Source organism: Isoptericola sp. NPDC019571 (assembly GCF_044389385.1).
GTDB lineage: Bacteria > Actinomycetota > Actinomycetes > Actinomycetales > Cellulomonadaceae > Isoptericola > Isoptericola nanjingensis.
In genome coordinates this window covers 69,667-90,952 of the sequence record NZ_JBIRXZ010000013.1, presented here as the reverse complement: position 1 = coordinate 90,952, position 21,286 = coordinate 69,667, and the positions used below count along the sequence as shown (strand labels likewise).

At 75.3% G+C, this 21,286-nt stretch carries 21 protein-coding genes; 20 read left to right on the top strand and 1 reads right to left on the bottom strand.

The genetic code is table 11. The annotated features are described in order from the left end of the window. The 18 genes from folP (at window position 1) to ACH443_RS19390 (ending at window position 18,111) form a co-directional block, all read left to right on the top strand. The gene (gene folP, locus ACH443_RS19475) at window positions 1–975 is read left to right on the top strand and encodes a dihydropteroate synthase (RefSeq protein WP_430591235.1); all 975 of its coding nucleotides are present in this window, start codon (window positions 1–3) and stop codon (window positions 973–975) included. After that, entirely contained in the window at window positions 972–2,903 is a 1,932-nt protein-coding gene (gene folK, locus ACH443_RS19470) for a 2-amino-4-hydroxy-6-hydroxymethyldihydropteridine diphosphokinase (protein ID WP_430591234.1), read from the top strand. Before folP ends, folK begins: the two co-directional genes overlap by 4 nt. Window position 2,904: 1 nt before the next feature. Further along, window positions 2,905–3,393, top strand: coding sequence for a DUF3180 domain-containing protein (locus ACH443_RS19465; RefSeq protein WP_429766779.1), 489 nt, complete (start codon window positions 2,905–2,907; stop codon window positions 3,391–3,393). Between the two features lie 100 nt (window positions 3,394–3,493). After that, complete coding sequence (locus ACH443_RS19460) at window positions 3,494–4,018, top strand: PH domain-containing protein (RefSeq protein ID WP_429766780.1); 525 nt, start codon at window positions 3,494–3,496, stop codon at window positions 4,016–4,018. After that, window positions 4,015–5,634, top strand: coding sequence for a PH domain-containing protein (locus ACH443_RS19455; protein ID WP_430557474.1), 1,620 nt, complete (start codon window positions 4,015–4,017; stop codon window positions 5,632–5,634). The genes ACH443_RS19460 and ACH443_RS19455 overlap by 4 nt, the downstream gene beginning before the upstream one ends. Further along, the gene (locus ACH443_RS19450; protein WP_430591233.1) at window positions 5,631–6,623 is read left to right on the top strand and encodes a Rossmann-like and DUF2520 domain-containing protein; all 993 of its coding nucleotides are present in this window, start codon (window positions 5,631–5,633) and stop codon (window positions 6,621–6,623) included. The genes ACH443_RS19455 and ACH443_RS19450 overlap by 4 nt, the downstream gene beginning before the upstream one ends. Then, on the top strand, window positions 6,620–7,552 hold the full coding sequence (gene panC, locus ACH443_RS19445) for a pantoate--beta-alanine ligase (protein WP_430557472.1): 933 nt from the start codon (window positions 6,620–6,622) through the stop codon (window positions 7,550–7,552). Before ACH443_RS19450 ends, panC begins: the two co-directional genes overlap by 4 nt. Before the next feature lie 34 nt (window positions 7,553–7,586). Continuing rightward, window positions 7,587–8,000: an aspartate 1-decarboxylase gene (panD, locus tag ACH443_RS19440; RefSeq protein ID WP_429766833.1), complete on the top strand. Its 414-nt coding sequence runs from the start codon at window positions 7,587–7,589 to the stop codon at window positions 7,998–8,000. A gap of 19 nt (window positions 8,001–8,019) precedes the next feature. Beyond that, window positions 8,020–9,732: an L-aspartate oxidase gene (locus tag ACH443_RS19435; RefSeq protein WP_429766785.1), complete on the top strand. Its 1,713-nt coding sequence runs from the start codon at window positions 8,020–8,022 to the stop codon at window positions 9,730–9,732. A 160-nt stretch (window positions 9,733–9,892) separates the two neighbouring features. After that, on the top strand, window positions 9,893–10,846 hold the full coding sequence (gene nadC, locus ACH443_RS19430) for a carboxylating nicotinate-nucleotide diphosphorylase (protein WP_430591241.1): 954 nt from the start codon (window positions 9,893–9,895) through the stop codon (window positions 10,844–10,846). A 131-nt stretch (window positions 10,847–10,977) separates the two neighbouring features. Further along, entirely contained in the window at window positions 10,978–12,438 is a 1,461-nt protein-coding gene (gene lysS, locus ACH443_RS19425; protein WP_430591240.1) for a lysine--tRNA ligase, read from the top strand. Window positions 12,439–12,452: 14 nt separating this feature from the next. Next, window positions 12,453–12,635 (top strand): hypothetical protein, encoded by a 183-nt coding sequence (locus tag ACH443_RS19420; RefSeq protein WP_429766786.1) that lies wholly within the window; start codon window positions 12,453–12,455, stop codon window positions 12,633–12,635. Window positions 12,636–12,737: 102 nt separating this feature from the next. Then, entirely contained in the window at window positions 12,738–13,073 is a 336-nt protein-coding gene (locus ACH443_RS19415; RefSeq protein ID WP_429766787.1) for a histone-like nucleoid-structuring protein Lsr2, read from the top strand. 94 nt (window positions 13,074–13,167) lie between these two features. Next, entirely contained in the window at window positions 13,168–14,265 is a 1,098-nt protein-coding gene (locus ACH443_RS19410; RefSeq protein WP_430591232.1) for a lactonase family protein, read from the top strand. After that, window positions 14,265–15,620, top strand: coding sequence for a D-inositol-3-phosphate glycosyltransferase (mshA, locus tag ACH443_RS19405; RefSeq protein WP_430591231.1), 1,356 nt, complete (start codon window positions 14,265–14,267; stop codon window positions 15,618–15,620). Before ACH443_RS19410 ends, mshA begins: the two co-directional genes overlap by 1 nt. A gap of 40 nt (window positions 15,621–15,660) precedes the next feature. Further along, entirely contained in the window at window positions 15,661–16,101 is a 441-nt protein-coding gene (locus ACH443_RS19400) for a nitroreductase family deazaflavin-dependent oxidoreductase (RefSeq protein ID WP_430548225.1), read from the top strand. Window positions 16,102–16,210: 109 nt separating this feature from the next. Further along, window positions 16,211–16,951 carry a phosphoglyceromutase gene (locus ACH443_RS19395; protein ID WP_430591230.1) on the top strand — a complete coding sequence of 247 codons (741 nt, stop codon included), beginning with the start codon at window positions 16,211–16,213 and terminating at the stop codon, window positions 16,949–16,951. Between the two features lie 98 nt (window positions 16,952–17,049). Continuing rightward, window positions 17,050–18,111 carry a DUF4037 domain-containing protein gene (locus ACH443_RS19390; protein WP_430591229.1) on the top strand — a complete coding sequence of 354 codons (1,062 nt, stop codon included), beginning with the start codon at window positions 17,050–17,052 and terminating at the stop codon, window positions 18,109–18,111. A gap of 187 nt (window positions 18,112–18,298) precedes the next feature. On the opposite strand, the gene phoU is transcribed toward ACH443_RS19390, so the two are convergent. Continuing rightward, complete coding sequence (phoU, locus tag ACH443_RS19385; RefSeq protein ID WP_380318419.1) at window positions 18,299–18,964, bottom strand: phosphate signaling complex protein PhoU; 666 nt, start codon at window positions 18,962–18,964, stop codon at window positions 18,299–18,301. A gap of 170 nt (window positions 18,965–19,134) precedes the next feature. Here phoU and ACH443_RS19380 point away from each other — a divergent pair, with 170 nt between their 5' ends. Both ACH443_RS19380 and ACH443_RS19375 read left to right on the top strand, forming a co-directional pair. Further along, the gene (locus ACH443_RS19380; protein WP_430591228.1) at window positions 19,135–20,382 is read left to right on the top strand and encodes a sensor histidine kinase; all 1,248 of its coding nucleotides are present in this window, start codon (window positions 19,135–19,137) and stop codon (window positions 20,380–20,382) included. Then, entirely contained in the window at window positions 20,379–21,095 is a 717-nt protein-coding gene (locus ACH443_RS19375) for a response regulator (protein ID WP_429766800.1), read from the top strand. The genes ACH443_RS19380 and ACH443_RS19375 overlap by 4 nt, the downstream gene beginning before the upstream one ends. The last annotated feature ends 191 nt before the right edge of the window (window positions 21,096–21,286 follow it).

Sequence of the window (21,286 nt, the reverse complement as noted above, 5' to 3'; positions counted from 1 at the left end):
ATGACGGCGCACCCGCGCGACGCGGTGGTCGCCGGGCTCCCGGAGCTGTCCGGCGTGGGCCGGTGCCTCGTCATGGGCGTCGTGAACATCACGCCCGACTCGTTCTCCGACGGCGGCCGGTGGTTCGACGCCGACGCGGGCGTGCAGCACGGCCTCGACCTGCTGGCCGAGGGCGCCGAGATCCTGGACGTGGGCGGCGAGTCGACCCGGCCGGGCTCGGCCCGCGTGGACGAGGCGGAGGAGCTGCGCCGCGTGGTCCCCGTCATCGAGCGGCTGGCCGCGCACGGCGCCGTCGTGTCGGTGGACACGACCCGCGCGTCCGTCGCCGAGGCGGCCGTCGCGGCAGGGGCGCGGATCGTCAACGACGTGTCGGGCAGCTACGCGGACCCCCGCATGGGGCACGTCGTGGCGGAGACGGGCGTGGCGTACGTCGCGATGCACTGGCGCGGCCACGCGGACGTCATGGACAGCCTCGAGGTGTACGAGGACGTCGTCGCGGAGGTGCGCGACGAGCTCGCCACGCGCATGGACTCGCTGGTCGCGGTGGGGGTGGACCCGGAGCAGCTCGTGCTCGACCCGGGCCTGGGCTTCTCGAAGGCCGGGGTGCTGAACTGGCCGATCCTCGCGCATCTGGACGCCCTGAGCTCCCTCGGTCGTCCGGTGCTGGTGGGCGCCTCGCGCAAGCGCTTCCTGGGGCACCTGCTGGAGGGCACGCGCGGCCTGTCCGCCGACGAGCCCGCGCCGCCCCTCGAGCGCGACGACGCCACCGCCGCGATCTCCGCGCTGTCCGCCGCCGCCGGCGCGTGGGCGGTGCGGGTGCACGCCGTGCGCGCCAGCGCCGACGCCGTCCGGGTCGCGGACGCCTGGACGTCGGCCTCCCGCGACGTGTTGGATGCCGGGATGACCGCACCGGTACACCCCACCCACGCCGTGGGCGGAGCAGGAACCGCCGCTGATGAGGAGGGCCCCTCGTGACGTTCGCCGCAGCCGTACCGGGACCGGACGGACAGCCGCTCGACCAGATCCGCCTCGCCGGCGTCACGGCGACGGGGCACCACGGGGTGCTCGCGCACGAGCGCGCCGACGGCCAGGTCTTCAGCGCCGACGTCGTGCTGCACCTCGACACCCGGGCCGCCGCGTCGTCGGACGACCTCGGTCAGACCGTGAGCTACGCGGACGTCGCCCAGGACGTGCACGACGTCCTCGCGGGCTCCCCGGCCGACCTCGTGGAGACCGTCGCCGAGCGGATCGCCGCCGTCGTGCTCAGCCACGCGGCCGTGCAGGCCGTCGACGTGCGCGTGCACAAGCCGCAGGCGCCGATCCCGGTCCCGTTCGACGACGTCGCGATCGTCGTGCGTCGCGACCGCGCTCGCACGCCCGTGGTCGACGCCGCCCCGGCCGCCGAGCCTGCCGAGGCGGCGGTGCCCGTCGCGGCGGCCGTGCCCGTCCCGCCGCTCGAGCCGGCGGTGGCGCACGCGCCCGTGCCGCCGGCCCCGGTCACGGCGGTGCCGGTCGAGCCCGCCGATGCCGCGGCCCCCGCCGAGGCGCCCGCGCCGCCCCCGGCAGACCCGCTGGACGCCACCCCCGCCGAGCCGGTCGACGTCGTGCTGGCGCTCGGGGCGAACCTCGGGGACGCGCAGGTCACGCTCCGCCAGGCCGTGACGGACGTGGACCGCCTGCCGGGCGTGCAGGTCATGGAGGTCTCGCCGCTCGCCCGCACCGCCGCCGTCGGGGGGCCGGAGCAGCCGGACTACCTCAACGCGGTGCTCGTCGTGCGGACCACCCTGTCGCCGCGCGACCTGCTGCGCAGCACGCAGCAGGTGGAGGCCCAGCACGGTCGCGTCCGCGAGGAGCGCTGGGGACCGCGGACCCTCGACGTCGACATCGTGCAGTACGGGTCGCTCGTCGTGACGGCGCCCGACCTCGAGCTGCCGCACCCGCGCGCGAAGGAGCGGGCCTTCGTGCTCGTGCCGTGGGCCGAGGTGGCGCCGGACGCGGTGCTCGGCGGGCCCGGCGGCGGCCCGGTCGGCCAGCTCGCGGTGACCGCCCCCGACCGGGCCGGCATCCGCTGGCTCGCCCTCGACTGGCTGACCGGCCCGACGCAGAGCACCGGTCAGGTCTCCGCGGCGGCGGCCGACGCGGCGCCGTCCGCCCCGGTGCCGCAGTCCGCACCGGCGGCGCCCGCCGACCAGCCTGACGACCAGGCTGCCCACCAGCCCGCCGACCGGCCCGGGCACGACCCCGCCGACGAGGCCCAGGCGTCGTACGCGCCGGAGGCCTACGCCGAGTCGTACGCGCCGGAGTCCTACGCCCCTGAGGCCTACGCGCCGGAGGCGTACCCCGCGGAGCCCGCACAGCCCGCCGAGCCCGCGTCGGGCGGCAGCCCGGTCGTGGAGCAGCAGTACGCGCCCGAGCAGTACGCGCCCGAGCAGTACGCGCCGGAGCCGTACCTGCCGGTGCCCCCGGCGGCCGAGCCGCCCGTCGTCGAGCCCCCGGTCGTCGAGCCGGCTGCCGTGCCGGAGCCGCGCCGGGAGGACCCGCCCGCACCGGGGGCGCGCGCCGTCGTGCCCGACCCGTTCGGCCCCGACCCCGACCAGCCGGTCATGCCGCGCCCGTTCGCACCCGTCGGGCCGCCCGCGCCGATCCCCGCGGAGCCGCGCGGCGACGCCCCGGAGCCCCCGCACGCCCCGGTGCCCCCGGCCCCGACGGGCCCGTTCCCCGCGCCCGCCTCGTCGTCGTTCGCCCCGCCGCCCCCGCGGCACGACCCGGTGCCGCCGGCCCCCGCGCCCGTCGCCGACCTGCCCGCCTTCCCGGACCCGTTCGCCCCGCTGCCGGACGCGCACCCCGGCCCGCTGCCCGGTCGCGCCGCCCCGCAGGAGCGGCTCGGGGAGGACGGCCGCTGAGATGCGCCGCACCTCCGTCCGCCTCCTCGCCGCCGTCGCCGCCGTGGTGGCGGTCGGCGGTGCCGGGCTGCTCCGGCTGCTCGAGTCGCGCGGCGTCTACCTGCCCACCGTCGCGTGGGTGGAGGACGTCGCGATGCTCGCGCTGGCGGGCGTCATCTTCTGGATGGGCTGGGCGGTGCGCGCGTACCAGAAGGGCGACCGCCCGGACCTCGACCCGATGCGCGCGGCCCGCACGTTCGTGCTCGCCAAGGCGGGGGCGCTGACCGGCGCCCTGCTCGCCGGGCGGTACGTCGCGAGCGTGCTCGTCGTCCTGGGTCAGCTGCAGATCGAGGCCCGCCGCGACCAGGCGGTCGCCGCCGCCATCGCGGCGGCGTGCGCCGTGGTGCTGTGCGTCGTGGGGCTGGTCGTGGAGAAGTTCTGCCAGCTGCCGCCGTCCGACGACCCCGACGGGGGCGACACCGAGGAGCACGCGGACCCCCTGCCGTCGTGACCGGCACATACCGGTGTCGTCCGGAGGTCGGACGCCAGACGGTGCGGAAGGGCCGGTCGGACGATGTGGCCGGCGGGGCCCCGGATGGAAGGATGGACCCATGACCAGCATCCCCGCGGGCGCCGACCCGTCGACCACGCGGCAGACCGGTCCCTTCGACCCGCCCGGCGTCGCCTGGCAGGGCGTGTCGCCCCGGCTCGTCCCGGCGCGCCTCATCTCGACGTCCGCGACGCTGGCCGTGCCGATCGTCGCGGGCGTGGTGCTCGCCGTCCTCGTCTCGCCGTGGTTCTGGCTGCTCGCCGGGGTGCCGGCCGCGCTGCTGGTGTGGGCGCTGCTTCTGGTGCCGCGCCAGGTCCGCGCGATCGGGTACGCGGAGCGCGACGACGACCTGCTGATCCGCAAGGGCATCATGTTCCGCACGCTCGTCGTCGTGCCCTACGGCCGCATGCAGTACGTGGACGTGGAGGCGGGTCCGCTGGACCGCAGGCTCGGCATCGCGAAGGTGCAGCTGCACACCGCGTCGGCCAGCACCGACGCGGACATCCCCGGCCTCGTGCCCGACGAGGCCGAACGCCTGCGTGACCGCCTCACCGCGCGGGGCGAGGCGAGGCTGGCGGGCCTGTGAGCGAGCCGAGCCCCGAGCGGGCCCCTGAGGCGGGTCACGCGCCGACGCACGAGCCGGCCGGGCAGGAGCAGGAGTGGCGCCGCGTGCACCCGGTCACGCCGTTCGTGCGGGGCTGGGCGGCCGTGGTGGCGATCCTGGTCATCGGCGGGCAGCAGGTGCTCGACGACGTGTCGAACGCGGTCAGGGCGGTCGACTCGATCCGCAGCCTGTGGTGGGCGGTGATCCTCGCGCTGGTGCTGCTCGTCGCGATCATCTTCGGCTACGCGGCGCTGGCCTGGCGCATGACGGCGTACGCGGTGGACGACGACGCCGTGCGGCTGCGCAAGGGCATCCTGTTCCGCCAGCAGCGGCACGCCCGCCTCGACCGGCTGCAGGCGATCGACGTGCGGCAGCCGCTGCTCGCGCGGCTGTTCGGGCTGGCGGAGCTGCGCCTGGAGGTGGCGGGCGGCTCCGACTCGGGCGTGGCCATCGGGTTCCTCAAGGAGGCGGACGCGCAGCGCCTGCGTGCCGACCTGCTCGCGCGCGCGGCCGGGGTCAAGGCGGCCCGTCGCACCGACCTGTCCGACGCACGGCCCACCGGAGCACGCCCAGGGTCCGACACCGTGTCGGCGCCCGGGGACGCGTCCGACGCCCAGCCCGCCGGAGCAGCCCACGCGTCTGACGACGGGCAGGACGGCGTCGCGCCCGAGGCGCCCGAGCGCCAGGTGTACGAGGTGCCGGCGACGCGCCTGCTGCAGTCGCTGCTGCGGATGCCGGGGGTGTGGATCGGCGTCCTGGTGCTCGTCGGCGTCGGGGTGGCCGTCGCCGTCACCCGCGAGGTGAGCATCCTGTTCTCCGCGCTGCCCGCCATCCTCGGCGTCGGCGGCTACATCTTCCAGCGGTTCGCGGGGGAGTTCGGCTTCCGGGCCGCGCTGTCGCCGGACGGCATCCGGCTGCGCCACGGCCTGCTGGAGACCCGTGCGCAGACGATCCCGCCGGGCCGCGTGCAGGCGGTGTCGCTCACGCAGGGCCCGCTGTGGCGTGGGCCCGACTGGTGGCGCGTCAAGGTCAACGTGGCCGGCTACGGCGGCGGCGAGGGCCAGCAGCAGGGCGAGCAGCAGCACGTGCTCCTGCCGGTCGGGCCTCGCGAGGAGGCACTCACGGCGCTGTGGCTGGTGCTGCCCGACCTCGAGGTCGAGAACCCCGACGACACGCTGGCCCTGCTCGACGAGGCCCTCACCGGCGACGCCCGCACCGACCGCTGGTTCGTCACCAGCCCGCGCAGCGCCCGCCTGCTCGACCCGTGGAGCTGGCGCCGCAACGGCTACGCGGTCACGGGCCGCGCGCTGCTGGCGCGCGGGGGCCGCTTCGTCCGCTCGCTCGAGGTGGTGCCGCACGAGCGCACCCAGTCCCTCGGGATCGAGCAGGGTCCGTGGCAGCGCCGGCGCGGCCTCGCGTCGTTCGTGCTGCACTCGACGCCCGGCCCGATCAGCCCGGCCGTCCACCACCTCGCCGAGGACGAGGCCGCGCGCCTGCTCGGCGAGCAGTCCGCCCGGGCCCGCGCCGCCCGCGCCCACGCGGGGCCGGAGCGCTGGATGGAGGGGCAGACGGAGGCGCAGATGGAGGGGCGAGGGTGAGCGTGCCCGACGGCGGCCGCCCGGACTCCGCGCCGCCGTCCGCGCGGCCCGGCCGCCTCGGCGTCGGCGTCGTCGGCGCCGGCCGGGTGGGCGCCGTGCTCGGCAGCGCGCTGCGCGCGGCGGGCCACACGGTGGTGGGCGCGAGCGGCGTCAGCGAGGAGTCGCGGGAGCGGATCGCGACACTCCTGCCGGGCGTGCCGCACCTCGAGGTGACCGACGTCGTGGAGCGTGCCGAGATGGTGCTGCTCGCGGTGCCCGACGACGCGCTCGCGGAGGTCGTGAGCGGCCTGGCGGCGCTCGGCGCGTGGCAGCCCGGGCAGCTCGTCGTCCACACGTCCGGCCGGTACGGCGTGGGTGTCCTCGACCCGGCGCGGAAGGCCGGTGCCATCCCGGTGGCGCTGCACCCGGCGATGACGTTCTCGGGCACGTCGCTCGACCTGCACCGGCTGGAGGGCTGCACGTTCGCGGTCACGGCGCCGGCGGCCGTGCAGCCGATCGGCCAGGCGCTCGTCGTCGAGGTCGGCGGGGAGCCGGTGATCGTCGCGGAGGAGGCCCGCGGGCTCTACCACGCGGCCCTCGCGCACGGCGCGAACCACCTCGTGGTGCTGGTGGCGCAGGCCGCCCAGGCGCTCGCGGCGGCCGGCGTCGAGCAGCCGGGGCGCGCGCTCGCGCCGCTCCTGTCCGCCGCGCTCGACGGCGCGACGCGCGCCGCCGACGTGGCCGACGGCCCGGGGGCGATCACGGCCCTCACCGGCCCGGTGTCGCGCGGCGACGTCGGCACGGTGCGCACGCACCTCGACGCCCTGCGGGCGCTGGCGGCCGGGACGGGCGCCACCGACGTGCCGGCGTCGTACACCGAGCTGTCGCGCGGTGCCACGAGCCGTGCGCTCGCGGCCCACCGCATCGACGACCGCGCGGCGCGCGAGCTGCTCGACGCCCTCGCGCCGCCGCCCGCGTCCCACCCCGACGACCCGCAGGAGCCCCGATGACCACCACCCCGCACACGCCCGCCGTCGTGAGCTCCCGGGCGGACCTGCACGACGCGCTGGGGGCATGGACGCTGTCCGGCCCGGAGCCGACGGACCGCCGCGCCGTCGTCATGACCATGGGCGCCCTGCACGAGGGGCACCTGCAGCTGGTGCGGGCGGCCCGCGAGGCGGCCGGCCCCACCGGCCAGGTGATCGTGACGATCTTCGTCAACCCGCTGCAGTTCGGGGCGGGGGAGGACCTGGACCGCTACCCGCGCGACCTGGGCGGCGACGTCGCGAAGCTGGCGGGCGTCGGCGCGGACGTCGTCTTCGCGCCCACCCCGGACGTCGTCTATCCCGACGGCGACCCGATCGTGCGGGTGTCGGCGGGCCGGGTCGGCGAGGTGCTGGAGGGCGAGACGCGCCCCGGCCACCTCGACGGCGTGCTCACCGTGGTGCTCAAGCTCATGCACCTGACGCGCCCCGACGTCGCCCTGTTCGGGGAGAAGGACGCCCAGCAGCTGTTGGCCGTGCGCCGCATGGTGCGCGACCTGGACGTGGACGTCGAGGTGCTCGGCGTGCCGATCGTGCGCGACGCCGACGGGCTCGCGCTGTCCTCGCGCAACGCCTACCTCTCCGACGACGAGCGGGCCTCGGCGCTCGCGCTCTCGAGGGCCCTGCGCGCGGGCGCGGACGCGGCCGGCGGGGGTGCGACGGCGGTCGTGGAGGCGGCCTCGGGAATCCTTGAGGCGGAAGCCGGTGTTGAGGTGGATTACCTCGCACTCGTCGACCCGACTACCGTGGACCCGGTGCCCGCGGACTTCCGCGGCCCCGCCCTCCTCCTCGTGGCGGCGCGTACGGGCGCCACCCGACTGATCGACAACCAGGCCGTGGACCTCGCCGGCAGCCCTGCCACCAGCGCGGATCCCCAGGAGAACGCCAGTGACTGAGCACGCGAACCGCCCTGCCTCCCTGCAGCGGCCGATGATGATCGGCAAGATCCACCGCGCCACGGTGACGCAGGCGGACCTGCACTACGTCGGCTCGATCACCATCGACGCCGACCTCCTCGACGCGGCCGACCTCTACCCGGGCCAGCAGGTCGACGTGGTGGACGTCACCAACGGCGCCCGCCTCACGACCTACGTCATCCCGGGCGAGCGCGGCGGCCGCCAGGTGAGCATCAACGGCGCGGCCGCGCACCTGGTGCACCCGGGGGACACGGTCATCGTCATCGCCTACGGGATGCTGTCCGACGCCGACGCGCGCACCTACTCGCCGGCCGTCGTGTTCGTCGACCCGGAGAACCGGATCGTCGAGCTCGACGACGACCCGGGCCAGGTGCCCGACGGCTTCGGCCTGGAGTCCAGCGGCGTGCCCTTCGCGGCCGTCCGGTGACGCCCCCGGTGAACCGTCCGTGACCGGGCCGCGGCTGGCCCGCGCCCTCGCCGCCCCCGCCCCCGGCTGGACGACGGCCGCCGACGCGATCGTCGTCGGCACCGGCATCGCCGGGCTGACCGCGGCGCTGGAGCTGCGCTCGCGCGTGCCCCGCGTGCTGCTGGTCACCAAGGGCGCCCTGTCGTCCGGCTCCACGGTGTGGGCGCAGGGCGGCATCGCCGCGGCCCTGCACCCCGACGACACCCCCGACGCCCACCTCACGGACACCTTGGCGGCCGGCGGCGGCCTCAGCGACCCGGAGGCCGTGCGCGTGCTCGTCACGGAGGGCCCGGACCGCGTGCGCGAGCTCGTGGCCCGCGGCACGTCGTTCGACGTCGGCCCGGACGGCGGCATCGCCCTCACCCGCGAGGGCGGGCACCGCGCCGACCGCATCGCGCACGCCGGCGGCGACGCGACCGGGGCCGAGATCTCCCGCGCCCTGGTCGCGCAGATCGAGGCGGTGCGCGACGACCCGGGCATCGAGGTGCTCGAGAACGCGCTCGTGCTCGACGTCCTCACCGGCGCCCCGGGCCGCGACGGGTGCCGCTCGGTCGCCGGCGTCACGCTGCACGTGCGCGGCGCGGGCAGCCGCGACGGCGTCGGCGCCGCGCTGGCGCCGGTCGTGGTGCTCGCGACCGGCGGCATCGGCCAGGTGTTCCGCTCGTCGACCAACCCGCCCGGCGCGACGGGGGACGGCATCGCCGCCGCGCTGCGCGCGGGCGCGGCCGTGGGCGACCTGGAGTTCGTCCAGTTCCACCCCACCGTGCTGTGGCAGGGCATGGGCGCCAAGGGGCAGCTGCCGCTCATCAGCGAGGCGGTGCGCGGCGAGGGCGCGCTGCTGCTCGACGTCGACGGCGCCCGCTTCATGCCGGCCGAGCACGAGCTGGCCGAGCTGGCGCCGCGGGACGTCGTCGCGCACGCCATCGTGCGGCGGATGGCCGCGACGAACGCCGATCACGTGCTCCTCGACGCCCGCCACCTCGGGGCGGGCTTCCTGCGCCGCCGCTTCCCGACCATCACGGCCCGCCTGCTGGCGCAGGGCATCGACTGGACCGAGGAGCCGGTGCCGGTGGCGCCCGCGCAGCACTACCACTCGGGCGGCGTCGTGACCGACCCGCGCGGCCGCACCTCGGTGCCCGGCCTGTACGCGGTCGGGGAGGTGGCGTGCACGGGCGTGCACGGCGCCAACCGGCTGGCCTCCAACTCGCTGCTCGAGGGCCTGGTCTTCGCGCACCGCGCCGCGCGCGACGTCGTGCGGCAGGTCGAGGACGGAGGGCCGCGCCGGGCCCCCGAGCCCGAGGAGCGTCCGGGCGGGGCGGCGCTCGTCGCGGCGGCGGCGCGCTCGCGCGTGCAGCGCGCGACGTCGGACGGCGCGGGCCCGGTGCGGTCGGCCGAGTCGCTGGAGCGCGCCGCGCAGGCGCTGGCCGGTGTCCGGACGGACGCCCACCGCGCGACCGACGTCGTCGCCGACCCGCAGGTCGCCGAGTGGGAGACCACCACCGTGCACCAGGTCGCCAGCGCGCTGGTGCACGCCGCCGGCGTGCGCGAGGAGTCCCGCGGCGGGCACTTCCGCACCGACTTCCCCGCGCCGGACCCGGCGTGGCGGCGCCGCGTCACGCTCGCCCTCGACGAGGACGGCATCCTCCACGAGGTCGTACGAGCCCGCGAGGTAGTACCGAACCTGCCGAGGTAGTACCGAACCTGCCGAGGTAGTACCGAACCTGCCGAGGTAGTACCGGACCTGCCGAGGTAGTACCGGACCTGCCGAGGTAGTACGAGATTCCGCGAGGGAGCACTACCTGGGCAGGTCCGGTACTCCCTCGCGGACGGTAGCGTTGCGCACCGTGACCGACCTGCGCCCGGAGCTCTCCCGCGACCTGCCCGTGCACGACCAGCCGTCCGCCGTCGAGCCGGGGCTGGACGGCGCGTGGGTCGCCAGCGTCGTCGAGACCGCGCTGGACGAGGACCTCGGCGCGGCGCCCGGCCGCGACGTCACGACGCAGGCCACGGTGCCGGCGTCGGCCACGGGCACCGCGGATCTCGTGGCCCGGTCGACGGGCACCGTCGCGGGGCTCGTCGTGGTGGCGGAGGTGCTGCGCCAGGTCGCCGGCCGTCTCGGGCTCCCGGCCCCGACCGTGACGTTCCACGCGCAGGACGGCGACGCCGTCGCGCCCGGGCAGGTGCTCGCAGCCCTCGCGGGCCCCGTGCAGGTGCTGCTCGTCGCGGAGCGGACGCTGCTCAACCTCGCCTCCCGCGCCTCGGGGGTCGCGACGGCGACGGCGGCCTGGTCGCGCGAGCTCGCCGGGACGGGAGCCCAGGTGCTCGACACCCGCAAGACGACGCCGGGCCTGCGGGCCCTGGAGAAGTACGCCGTCCGCGCCGGCGGCGGCACCAACAAGCGCATGGGCCTGCACGACGTCGCGATGGTCAAGGACAACCACGTCGTCGCGGCGGGCTCGGTGCGCGGCGCGATCGCCGCCGTCCGCCGCACCTTCCCGGACGTGCCGGTCCAGGTCGAGGCCGACACCACCGCCCAGGCGATGGAGGCGCTCGACGCCGGCGCGGACTTCCTGCTGCTCGACAACATGCCCACGCCCGTCCTCGCCGCGACCGTCGCCGCGGTCCGCGAACGCCAGGGGCGCGACGGCGTGCCCGCGCACGTCGAGCTGGAGGCGACGGGCAACCTCACGCTCGACCGCGCCCGCGAGGTGGCCGGCACCGGCGTCGACCAGCTGTCCGTCGGCGCGCTCACGCACTCCGCCCCGATCCTCGACCTGGCGCTCGACCTGCGCCCCGCGGCGGGCTGAGCCCACCGGGCGGGTGTGAGGTGCGTCGCCCGTAGAATCGACGGGTGACCACCCCGCAGAACCCCGCCTCCGCCGTGCCCGCCGTCGACCCCGCGATCGACTCCGCGGCCACGGACGACCTCCCGGAGCAGATGCGCGTGCGCCGGGAGAAGCGCGACCGGCTCCTGGAGCAGGGCGTCGAGCCCTACCCGGTGAGCCTGCCTGTCACGCACTCGATCGCCGAGGTGCGGGCCGGCTACGAGCACCTGGAAGCGGGTCAGGAGACGGACGACGTCGTCGGCGTCGCCGGCCGCGTCGTGTTCCTGCGGAACACCGGCAAGCTGTGCTTCGTCACCCTGCAGGACGGCGAGGGGCGTCGCCTGCAGGCGATGCTCAGCCTCAAGGAGGTCGGCGAGGAGTCGCTGGCGTCGTTCAAGACCGACGTCGACCTGGGCGACCACCTGTACGTGCACGGCCGGGTGGGCTCCTCCCGGCGCGGCGAGCTGAGCGTGTTCGCCGACACCTGGGCGATGGCAGCCAAGGCCCTGCGCCCGCTGCCGGTGCTGCACAAGGACCTCTCGGAGGAGGCGCGGGTCCGCCAGCGGTACGTCGACCTCATCGCGCGGCCCGCGGCCCGCGAGATGGTCCGCACCCGCGCCGGCGTCGTCCGCTCGATGCGCGACAACTTCCACGACCGCGGGTTCCTCGAGATCGAGACGCCGATGCTGCAGACCATCGCGTCCGGCGCCTCCGCGCGCCCGTACCGCACGCACATGAACGCGTACGACATCGACCTCTTCCTGCGGATCGCGCCGGAGCTCTTCCTCAAGCGCGCGGTCGTCGGCGGTATCGAGAAGGTTTTCGAGATCAACCGTAACTTCCGTAACGAGGGTGCGGACTCGACGCACTCGCCGGAGTTCGCGATGCTCGAGGCCTATGAGGCGTACGGCGACTACAACACGATCGGCGCGCTCACCCAGGATCTCGTCCAGAAGGCCGCTCTCGACGTTCTCGGCACCACGACGGTGACCCTTCCGGACGGCGAGGAGTACGACCTCGGCGGCGAATGGACGCAGATCACGATGTACGGATCCCTCTCGGAGGCGATCGGCGAGGAGATCACGCCCGAGACGACCGTCGACCACCTTCTCGCCCTCGCCGAGAAGGCCGAGATCTCGGTGGACCCGAAGAAGACGAACCACGGCAAGCTCGTCGAGGAGCTGTGGGAGCACCACGTGGGCGACGACCTCGACGCGCCGACGTTCGTGCGCGACTTCCCGGTCGAGACCTCCCCGCTGGTGCGCGCGCACCGCACGATCCCCGGCGTCGTCGAGAAGTGGGACCTGTACGTGCGCGGCTTCGAGCTGGCCACGGGGTACTCCGAGCTCGTGGACCCCGTCGTCCAGCGCCAGCGGTTCGAGGACCAGGCGCGCCTCGCCGCCGCGGGCGACGACGAGGCGATGGCGCTCGACGAGGACTTCCTCACCGCGATGGAGCACGCGATGCCGCCGTCGGGCGGCATGGGCATGGGCATCGACCGGCTCCTCATGGCGCTCACCGGCCTCGGAATCCGCGAGACCATCCTTTTCCCGCTCGTCAAGCCGACGGCCTGAACGAAAGTCATCCTATGGACACCTTTCTCGCGATCATGAGCGGGCTCGCCCCGTCGGTCGGCGTGGGCCTGCTGTTCTGGCTCGCGATGCGCAAGATCCTGCACGCGGACCGGAACGAGCGGATCGCGCTCGAGAGGATGGACGCGGAAGAGGCGGCGGCGGCTGCGGCCGCCTCTTCCGAAAGTGAAACTCGCTGAATTCTGTCGCGCGATTCCCGTGCCGGGGATTCGGATTGACAATCGAGTGATCCGAGGGGCATTCTCACTTCTGTCCGAATGTCGTGACCGAGGGGAATCCACGTGGTCCAGAAGCAGCAGATCGTCCTGATCGACGATATCGACGGGGGCGACGCCGACGAGACGGTCACCTTCGCGCTCGACGGGGTCTCGTACGAGATCGACCTCACGGCCAAGCACGCGGCCGAGCTCCGGGACGCCTTCGCCACCTGGATCGGTCACGGTCGCAAGACCACGACGCGGCTGGGCGGCGGCACGCGGAGCGCCGCCCGTCGCACGGGCACCGACCGCGCGCAGCTCGCCAAGATCCGCGAGTGGGCCCGCGAGAACGGCCACAAGGTGAGCGACCGCGGCCGCATCCCCAGCTCCGTCCTCACCGCGTACGAGGCCGCGCACTGACGGTCGCACCCGCACGCCCACGACCCCCGACCGGGCTCCGGTCGGGGGTCGCGCGCGTTCCGGGGCGGCGGTCGTGCGGTCATAGGCTGAGGCCATGACGGAACGGGACGCGCGGGCGCAGCTCTGGGTCGGCACCTACCCGCACCCGGGCGGTGGCCCCGGCAGCGGGGAGAGCATCTGGCGGGTCGCGCTGGGCCCGGACGGCGCGGTGGAGGCGGCGGCGCCGGCCGTGGCCGCCACGTCGCCCTCGTTCCTGGCGCTGCACCCGACGGGGCGCACGCTCTACGCGGTGGGCGAGACCCCCGCGGGGACGCTCTCCGCGTTCCGCGTGGAGGACGCCGCCGACGGCGTCCGGCTCGCGGCGTCAGGCTCCCTCGCGGCGGGGGGCGACGACCCGTGCCACGTGCTGGCCCTCGGGGGCACCGTGTGGGTCGCGAACTACGGCGACGGCGTCGCTGCGTCCGTGGACGTCGACCCGGCGACGGGCGACCTCGCGGCGGAGGGCGTCGTCGCGCACCCCGGCGTGGGCAGCGGGCCCGTCGTCGAGCGGCAGGCCGGCCCGCACGCGCACTTCGTGGCCGAGGCCGGCGACGGCGTGCTGGTGTGCGACCTGGGCGCCGACGTCGTGCGGCGGTACCCCGCCGGGGGCGCCGCGGCGGGCGTCGCGGCCGACGTCGCCGCGGTCCTGCCGCCCGGCACCGGGCCGCGCCACCTCGTCACGCTGCCGGACGGCTCGCTCGTCGTCGTCGGGGAGCTCGACGCCCGCGCGCACGTGCTGGTGCGCGACGACGCCGGGTGGACGGCCGCGGCGGCCGTGCCGGTCTCCCCGGCGGCGGAGGCGGGCCGCGACTTCCCCGCGCACGTCACGCTGAGCGCCGACGGCGCGCGCCTGCACGTCGGCCTGCGCGGCGCGGACGTGCTCGCCGTGCTCGCGGTGGCGACGGACGGCGGGACGCCGGTCCTGCGGCACCTCGCCGACGTCCCGCTCGGCGACGGCGCGTGGCCCCGCCACCACGCCGTCCTCGGGTCCGCGCAGCCCGGCGCGGACGCCGGCGGCGCCGAGACCGTCGTCGTCGCGCTGCAGGGCCGCAGCGAGCTCGCGACGGTCCGGGTCGACCCCGCGACGGGCACCGGCGAGGTGGTGGCGCGGCACGCGCTGCCGACGCCTCCCGCCTGCGTGCTGGAGTCCTGATGACCACCCCCGGCGAGCGGCCCGGTCCGCGGGTGGCGATGCTGTCGGTGCACACGTCGCCGCTCGACCAGCCCGGCACCGGGGACGCGGGCGGCATGAACGTCTACGTCATGGAGCTGGCCCGCGCCCTGGCCCGCCGGGGGGCGGAGATCGAGATCTTCACGCGTGCGACGGCGTCCGCGCAGCCGCGCTGGGTCGACGTCGAGCCGGGGATCCGGGTGGTGCACGTGTCCGCCGGTCCGTACGAGGGGCTGGACAAGAACGACCTGCCCGGCCAGCTCTGCGCGTTCACCGCCGGCGTGCTGCGGGCCGAGGCCCACCGCCCGCCGCACTGGTACGACGTCGTGCACAGCCACTACTGGCTGTCGGGGCAGGTGGGCTGGCTGGCCGCCGAGCGGTGGGACGTCCCGCTCGTGCACACCATGCACACGATGGCGCGCGTGAAGAACGCGGCCCTGGCCCCGGGGGACACCCCGGAGCCCGTGGGCCGGGTCGTCGGGGAGGAGCAGGTGGTCGAGGCCGCCGACGGCCTGGTCGCCTCGACCCGCGAGGAGGCCCGTGACCTCGAGGGGGAGTACCGCGCCGACCCGGACCGCGTGCACGTCGTGGCGCCCGGCGTCGACCTCGAGGTCTTCCGCCCGCTCGAGCCCGCGGCCGGGCAGGACGGCGGGCAGGACGTCGATGCGGCCCGCCGCGCCCTGCGCGAGCGGCTCGGCCTGCCCACCGACCGGAAGATCGTGCTGTTCGCGGGCCGCGTCCAGCTCCTCAAGGGCCCGGACGTCCTGGTCCGCGCGCTCGGGGTGCTGGCCGACCACGCCAGCTCGGGCGACGCCGCCGAGCCCGAGGCGTGGTGCGACGGCGGCGGCTCGCGCGTGCCGACGCTCGTCGTGCTGGGCGGCGCCAGCGGCCGTGCGACGGCGGTGCGCGAGCTCGAGGCGCTGGCGCACCAGGTCGGCGTCACCGACCACCTCGACGTGCGCCCGCCGGTGCCGCGCGAGGAGCTGGTCGACTACCTGCGCGCTGCGGACGTCGTCGCGGTGCCGTCGCACAACGAGTCGTTCGGCCTGGTGGCCGCCGAGGCGCAGGCGGCGGGGACCCCGGTCGTCGCGGCCGCGGTGGGCGGGCTGCAGACGGTCGTGGTGGACGGGACGTCCGGCGTCCTCGTGCCCGACCACAGCCCGTGGACGTGGGCGCGCGAGCTCGGCGACCTCCTCGCCGACGACGAGCGCCGCGCCCGCCTCGCCGCCGGCGCCCGGCGCGCCAGCGAGCGCTTCAGCTGGGACCGCGCCGCCGCGGCGATGCTCGACGTGTACGCCCACGCGGCGAAGGTGCACCGGGCCCGCTCGTCACGGTAGCCCCGGGAATGGATCGCGCGGGCAGGGAATTGCACGTGGCATGCCGATCACCGGAGAGTACGTCCCCAGCCCCTCCACCCGCGCCGCGAACCAGGTCGAGCAGTACGAGAGCTCGGGCGGCACGAAGGGCACGACGATGCGCGGGATGCCCGTCGTCATCCTCACGACCGTCGGCGCGAAGACCGGCGCGCTCCGCAAGGCCCCGCTGATGCGCGTGGAGCACGACGGCACGTACGCCGTCGTCGCGTCGCTGGGCGGCGCCCCGAAGCACCCGGTCTGGTACTACAACGTCCTGGCGAACCCGCGGGTGGAGCTCCAGGACGGCCCGGAGAAGCACGAGTACGTCGCGCGCGAGGTCACCGGCGACGAGAAGGCGCTCTGGTGGGAGCGGTCGGTCGCCGCGTACCCCGACTACGCGGACTACCAGACGAAGACCGACCGCGAGATCCCCGTGTTCGTGCTGGAGCGCGCGGACTCCTGACCCGGCCGCTCGATCCGGCCGCTCGGTCCGGCCACTCGATCCGGACGGCGCGAGTCCGGGATCCGACCCGCGGTGCGGGCGCCGGCGTCCAGCAGGCAGGATGGACCCCATGACCTACACCCTCGTGCTGCTCCGCCACGGCGAGAGCGAGTGGAACGCGAAGAACCTCTTCACCGGCTGGGTGGACGTGCCGCTCTCGGAGAAGGGCGCCGCGGAGGCGAAGCGCGGCGGCGAGCTGCTCAAGGAGTCGGGCGTCACCCCCGACGTCGTGCACACGTCGCTGCTGCGCCGCGCCATCAACACGGCGAACCTGGCCCTCGACGCCGCCGACCGCCACTGGATCCCGGTCAAGCGCAACTGGCGCCTCAACGAGCGCCACTACGGCGACCTGCAGGGCAAGGACAAGAAGCAGGTGCGCGACCAGTACGGCGAGGAGCAGTTCATGCTCTGGCGCCGCTCCTACGACGTGCCGCCGCCCGAGATCGAGCTGGGCTCGGAGTTCTCGCAGGACTCGGACGTCCGCTACGCCGGCGAGCCCATCCCGCGCGCGGAGGCCCTCAAGCAGGTGCTCGACCGGGCCCTGCCGTACTGGGACGGCGAGATCGTGCCGGACCTCCAGGCCGGCAAGACCGTTCTCGTCGCCGCGCACGGCAACTCGCTGCGCGCCATCGTCAAGCACCTCGACGGCGTCGACGACCAGACCATCGCCGGGCTGAACATCCCCACGGGCATCCCGCTGGTGTACGAGCTCGACGAGGAGACGCTGAAGCCGACCAACCCGGGCGGCACCTACCTCGACCCCGAGGCCGCGAAGGACGCCATCGCGGCGGTCGCGAACCAGGGCAAGTGACGCTCGCCCGCTGACGTTCTGGACGGCCCGGCCGACGACGAACCCCCGGTCCCGACAAGGGTCCGGGGGTTCGCCGTTCTCGCTGGCAGCATGGCGACGTGATCACCGGCATCGACCTCTCCCGCGCGTACCACGACGACGTCGTCCGCCCCCTGCTGCTGGGGTGGCGTCCCGGCCTGTCGTACGCCGCGGGTCGGCTGGGCAGCGGGTCCGACGTCCTGGGGCTCGACGACGCGACGTCGCGCGACCACGACTGGGGGCTGCGGCTCACGCTGCTGGTCGACGAGCGGGACGTCGCGGCCGTCGACGCCCACCTGGAGGCCGCGCTGCCGGCCGAGCACGCGGGCCTGCCGGTGCGGTTCGCCACGACCTGGGACCCGGTGGTGCGCCATCGCGTCGAGGTCGCGACCCCGCGCGGGTTCGCGAGGTCGCGGCTCGGGATCGACCCGACGACCGACCTCGACGCCGCGGGCTGGCTGGCGCTCACCGGGCAGAGCGTGCTGGAGGTGACCGCCGGCGCCGTCTTCCACGACGGGCCGGGGGAGCTCGCCGCGGTCCGGGACCGGCTCGCCTGGTACCCGCACGACGTGTGGCTGCACGTCCTCGCGGCCGAGTGGGCGCGGGTCGGGCAGGAGCTGCCGTTCGTCGGGCGTACCGGGGTGCGGGGGGACGACGCCGGCTCGCGGGTGCTCGCGGCCCGGCTGGCGGGGTCGCTGCTGCGGCTCGGCCTGCTGCTGGAGCGGCGGTGGCCGCCCTACCCCAAGTGGCTCGGCACCGCGTTCGCGGGCACGCCCGCGGCGACGACGGCGGGCCCGCGCCTGGACCGGGCGCTCGCGGCCGAGACCTGGCAGGAGCGGGACGCCGCGCTCGGCGCCGCGTGCGACGCGCTGCACGAGCGCCAGCGCGAGCTCGGGCTGCCGAGCCTCGACGGCCCCGCGACGGAGCCGTTCTTCGACCGCCCGTCCCGCGGGCTGGGCGCGCTGCCCGAGCTGTTGCGGGACGCCGCCGGGGACGCCGTGCGCGGCCTGCCCGCCGCCGTCGAGCAGTGGGTGGACGCCGTCGACGTCCTCATGGACGGTCCGCGCCGCGTCGCGCTGGTCCGCGGCCTCGTCGGCGCCGCACCCCCCCGTGCCGAGGTAGTACCCCTCCCGCCGAGGTAGTACGAAGCACGGCGAGGTAGGACGAAGAATGGCGAGGTAGTACCAGAGACCGCGAGGTAGTGCCCTCTGGCGGAGGCAGAGGACCACCTCGGCCAGAAGAGCACTACCTCGCGGTCTCTGGTACTACCTCGCGGTGTTTCGTACTACCTCGCCGAGAGGATGACTCCCTCGTCCAGGACGGGGCGGGTCAGGCGTCGGCGCGGGCGTGCTCGTCGTCGAAGTTGCCGGTGACGAGGAACGTGATCCGGCGCGCGACGGAGACGCCGTGGTCGCCGAACCGCTCGTAGTAGCGGCCGAGCAGCGTGACGTCGACGGTCTCCTGCGTGGTGCCGGGCCACTCCGGGTCGAGCGTCGCGGCGAAGGTGTCCTGGTGCAGGGCGTCCAGGAGGTCGTCGTCCTGCTGCACCTCCGCGGCGAGGGCGACGTCGCGCGTGGCGAGCAGCGCCGTCGTGCGCTGCGCGACGTGCACCGCCGCGCCGTGCATCTTGACGAACGTCTCGCGTGCGGGCGCGGGCACGGCCTGGGCGGGGTACCGCCCGCGGGCGATCTCGGCGACGTGCCGGGCGAGGTCGCCCATCCGCTCGAGCGAGGCGCTGATGCGCAGCGCGGAGATGACGACCCGCAGGTCGGTGGCGACGGGCTGCTGCTGTGCCAGCAGGTGCACGCAGCGCTCGTCGAGCTCGCTCTCGAGCCGGTCGATCGCGTGGTCGGAGGCGATCACCTCCTGCGCGAGCTGGTGGTCGGCCTCCAGCAGGGCGTCGCCCGCGCGCCGGATGGCCGACTCGACGAGCCGGCTCATCTCGATGAGGTCGTCGCCGACCTGGCGCAGCTCGGCCTCGAAGATCTCTCGCATCACAGTCCTCTCGGGGTAATAGGTCTGCTACCAGCCTGACACGGCCCGTGGACGGGCCGGGGGCGCCCAGGTGAACTCCGGGAGGGTCGGAGGTGAACAGTGGGCGACGGCTCGCTGAGCAGTTCCGCTCCGCGACGGATTCCCGGGGCACCGCGACCTACGCTTGCCTCGTGGACGGAATCATCCAGGGCGTGACCGCGGTCGTCGCGGGCATCTTCGGGGTCGTGGTGGGCGTGATCGCGACCCTCGCCTTCCGCTTCTCCGAGCGTGTCCAGCGCCGGTCGCCCGAGGCAGCCCCCGCCGAGCTCGACGAGGGGCTCGTCCGCGTGCTCGCCGTGCTGCGGTCGGCCGCGGTGGTCCTGGACGAGGACGACGACGTCGTGCGGGCGTCCCCGCCGGCGTACGCGCTGGGCGTCGTGCGCAACGACGCCCTGCAGCACCCGGCGATCGTCGACCTGGTGCGCGAGGTGCGTCGGGACGGCGTGATCCGCGAGAAGGAGCTGGAGCTGCCGCGTGGCCCGATCGGGTCGGGCACGGTGCTGCTGCAGGTCCGGGTGGCGCCCGTCGGGCCGGACAAGCTGCTCGTGCTCGCCGAGGACCGCACCGAGGCCCGTCGCGTCGAGGCCATCCGACGCGACTTCGTCGTCAACGTCTCGCACGAGCTCAAGACGCCGGTCGGGGCGCTCGCCCTGCTGGCGGAGACGGTGCAGGACGCCGCGGACGACCCGGTCGCGGTGCGGCGGTTCGCCGAGCGCATGCAGGCGGAGGCGCAGCGGCTGTCCGCCCTGGTGCACGAGATCATCGAGCTGTCCCGGCTGCAGGTGGCGGGGGCGCTGCAGGAGGTTACGACGATCCCGGTGCGCGACGTCGTCGCCGAGGCCGTGGACCGCGCCCGCACCACCGCGCAGGCGAAGAACATCACGATCACGGTCGGCGGCTCGGCCGACGTCCTCGTGTTCGGCGACCACAACCTGCTCGTCACCGCGGTGCGCAACCTGCTCGACAACGCCGTCGCCTACTCGCCGGAGAACACCCGCGTGGGGCTGGGCGTGCGCGTGCGCCGCGGCCTGGTCGAGATCGACGTCGTCGACCAGGGCGTGGGCATCGCCGCCGACGAGCACGACCGGGTCTTCGAGCGCTTCTACCGCGTCGACCCGGCACGCTCCCGCGACACGGGCGGCACCGGCCTGGGACTGAGCATCGTCAAGCACGTGGCGGCCGACCACGGCGGCGACGTGCAGATCTGGTCCGAGCCGGGCAAGGGCTCGACGTTCACCCTGCGCATCCCCGCGGCCGACGTGCCGCAGGAGCTCGCGCAGGGCGACCCGGAGCTCACCCCGGGTCGCACCGAGCAGCACAACCATCTGCACATCCATCAGCACAACCGAGGCACGACGGACGAGGAGGTAGGTGCGTGACGCGCATCCTGGTGGTCGAGGACGAGGAGTCCTACCGGGACCCCCTGACATATCAGCTCACCCGCGAGGGTTTCGAGGTCGTGGAGGCCTCGAACGGGGTCGACGCGCTGGCCGCCTACGACGACGGCGGCGCCGACCTGGTGCTGCTCGACCTCATGCTGCCCGGCCTGTCCGGCACGGAGGTGTGCCGGGAGCTGCGGCAGCGCGGCGACGTGCCCGTCATCATGCTCACGGCCAAGGACTCCGAGATCGACAAGGTCGTGGGACTCGAGCTGGGCGCCGACGACTACGTCACCAAGCCGTACTCCTTCCGCGAGCTGCTGGCCCGCATGCGCGCGGTGATGCGCCGGCGCGGCCCGGCGGCCCCCGAGGCGGCCTCGAACGGGCACGACGACGACGGCGAGCCCGTGCTCGAGGTCGGCCCGGTGCGGATGGACGTGGAGCGGCACACCGTCACGGTGGGCGGCGACGCGGTGTCGCTGCCGCTCAAGGAGTTCGACCTGCTGGAGCTGCTGCTGCGCAACGCCGGCCGGGTGCTCACCCGCGGGCAGCTCATCGACCGGGTCTGGGGCGCGGACTACGTGGGCGACACGAAGACGCTCGACGTTCATGTGAAGCGGATCCGCTCCAAGATCGAGGCCGACCCGGGGGCACCGCAGCTCCTGCTCACCGTCCGCGGCCTGGGCTACAAGCTCGCGGACGACGACGCCTGACCCGCCCGCCGAGGTGGGACGAGATCCGCCGAGGTGGTACGGACCCCCGTACCACCTCGGCGGATCTCGTCTTGCCTCGGCCTTTCCTGCCTGCCACGGGTGCTCCGGTCACCGAGGTGACCAGGCGCCCTGCACTGTTCACCCCTCGTTCACCTGCTCCTGGGTCCCGAGCCACCTTGCGTGCCTAGCGT

Coding starts and splice junctions, on each gene's coding strand:
- ACH443_RS19400 (WP_430548225.1), top strand. CDS start 15,661: ATGCCGATCACCGGAGAGTACGTCCCCAGCCCCTCCACCCGCGCCGCG.
- ACH443_RS19420 (WP_429766786.1), top strand. CDS start 12,453: ATGGACACCTTTCTCGCGATCATGAGCGGGCTCGCCCCGTCGGTCGGC.
- ACH443_RS19395 (WP_430591230.1), top strand. CDS start 16,211: ATGACCTACACCCTCGTGCTGCTCCGCCACGGCGAGAGCGAGTGGAAC.
- lysS (WP_430591240.1), top strand. CDS start 10,978: ATGCGCGTGCGCCGGGAGAAGCGCGACCGGCTCCTGGAGCAGGGCGTC.
- ACH443_RS19410 (WP_430591232.1), top strand. CDS start 13,168: ATGACGGAACGGGACGCGCGGGCGCAGCTCTGGGTCGGCACCTACCCG.
- folP (WP_430591235.1), top strand. CDS start 1: ATGACGGCGCACCCGCGCGACGCGGTGGTCGCCGGGCTCCCGGAGCTG.
- phoU (WP_380318419.1), bottom strand. CDS start 18,964: ATGCGAGAGATCTTCGAGGCCGAGCTGCGCCAGGTCGGCGACGACCTC.
- panC (WP_430557472.1), top strand. CDS start 6,620: ATGACCACCACCCCGCACACGCCCGCCGTCGTGAGCTCCCGGGCGGAC.
- panD (WP_429766833.1), top strand. CDS start 7,587: ATGATGATCGGCAAGATCCACCGCGCCACGGTGACGCAGGCGGACCTG.
- ACH443_RS19465 (WP_429766779.1), top strand. CDS start 2,905: ATGCGCCGCACCTCCGTCCGCCTCCTCGCCGCCGTCGCCGCCGTGGTG.
- ACH443_RS19460 (WP_429766780.1), top strand. CDS start 3,494: ATGACCAGCATCCCCGCGGGCGCCGACCCGTCGACCACGCGGCAGACC.
- mshA (WP_430591231.1), top strand. CDS start 14,265: ATGACCACCCCCGGCGAGCGGCCCGGTCCGCGGGTGGCGATGCTGTCG.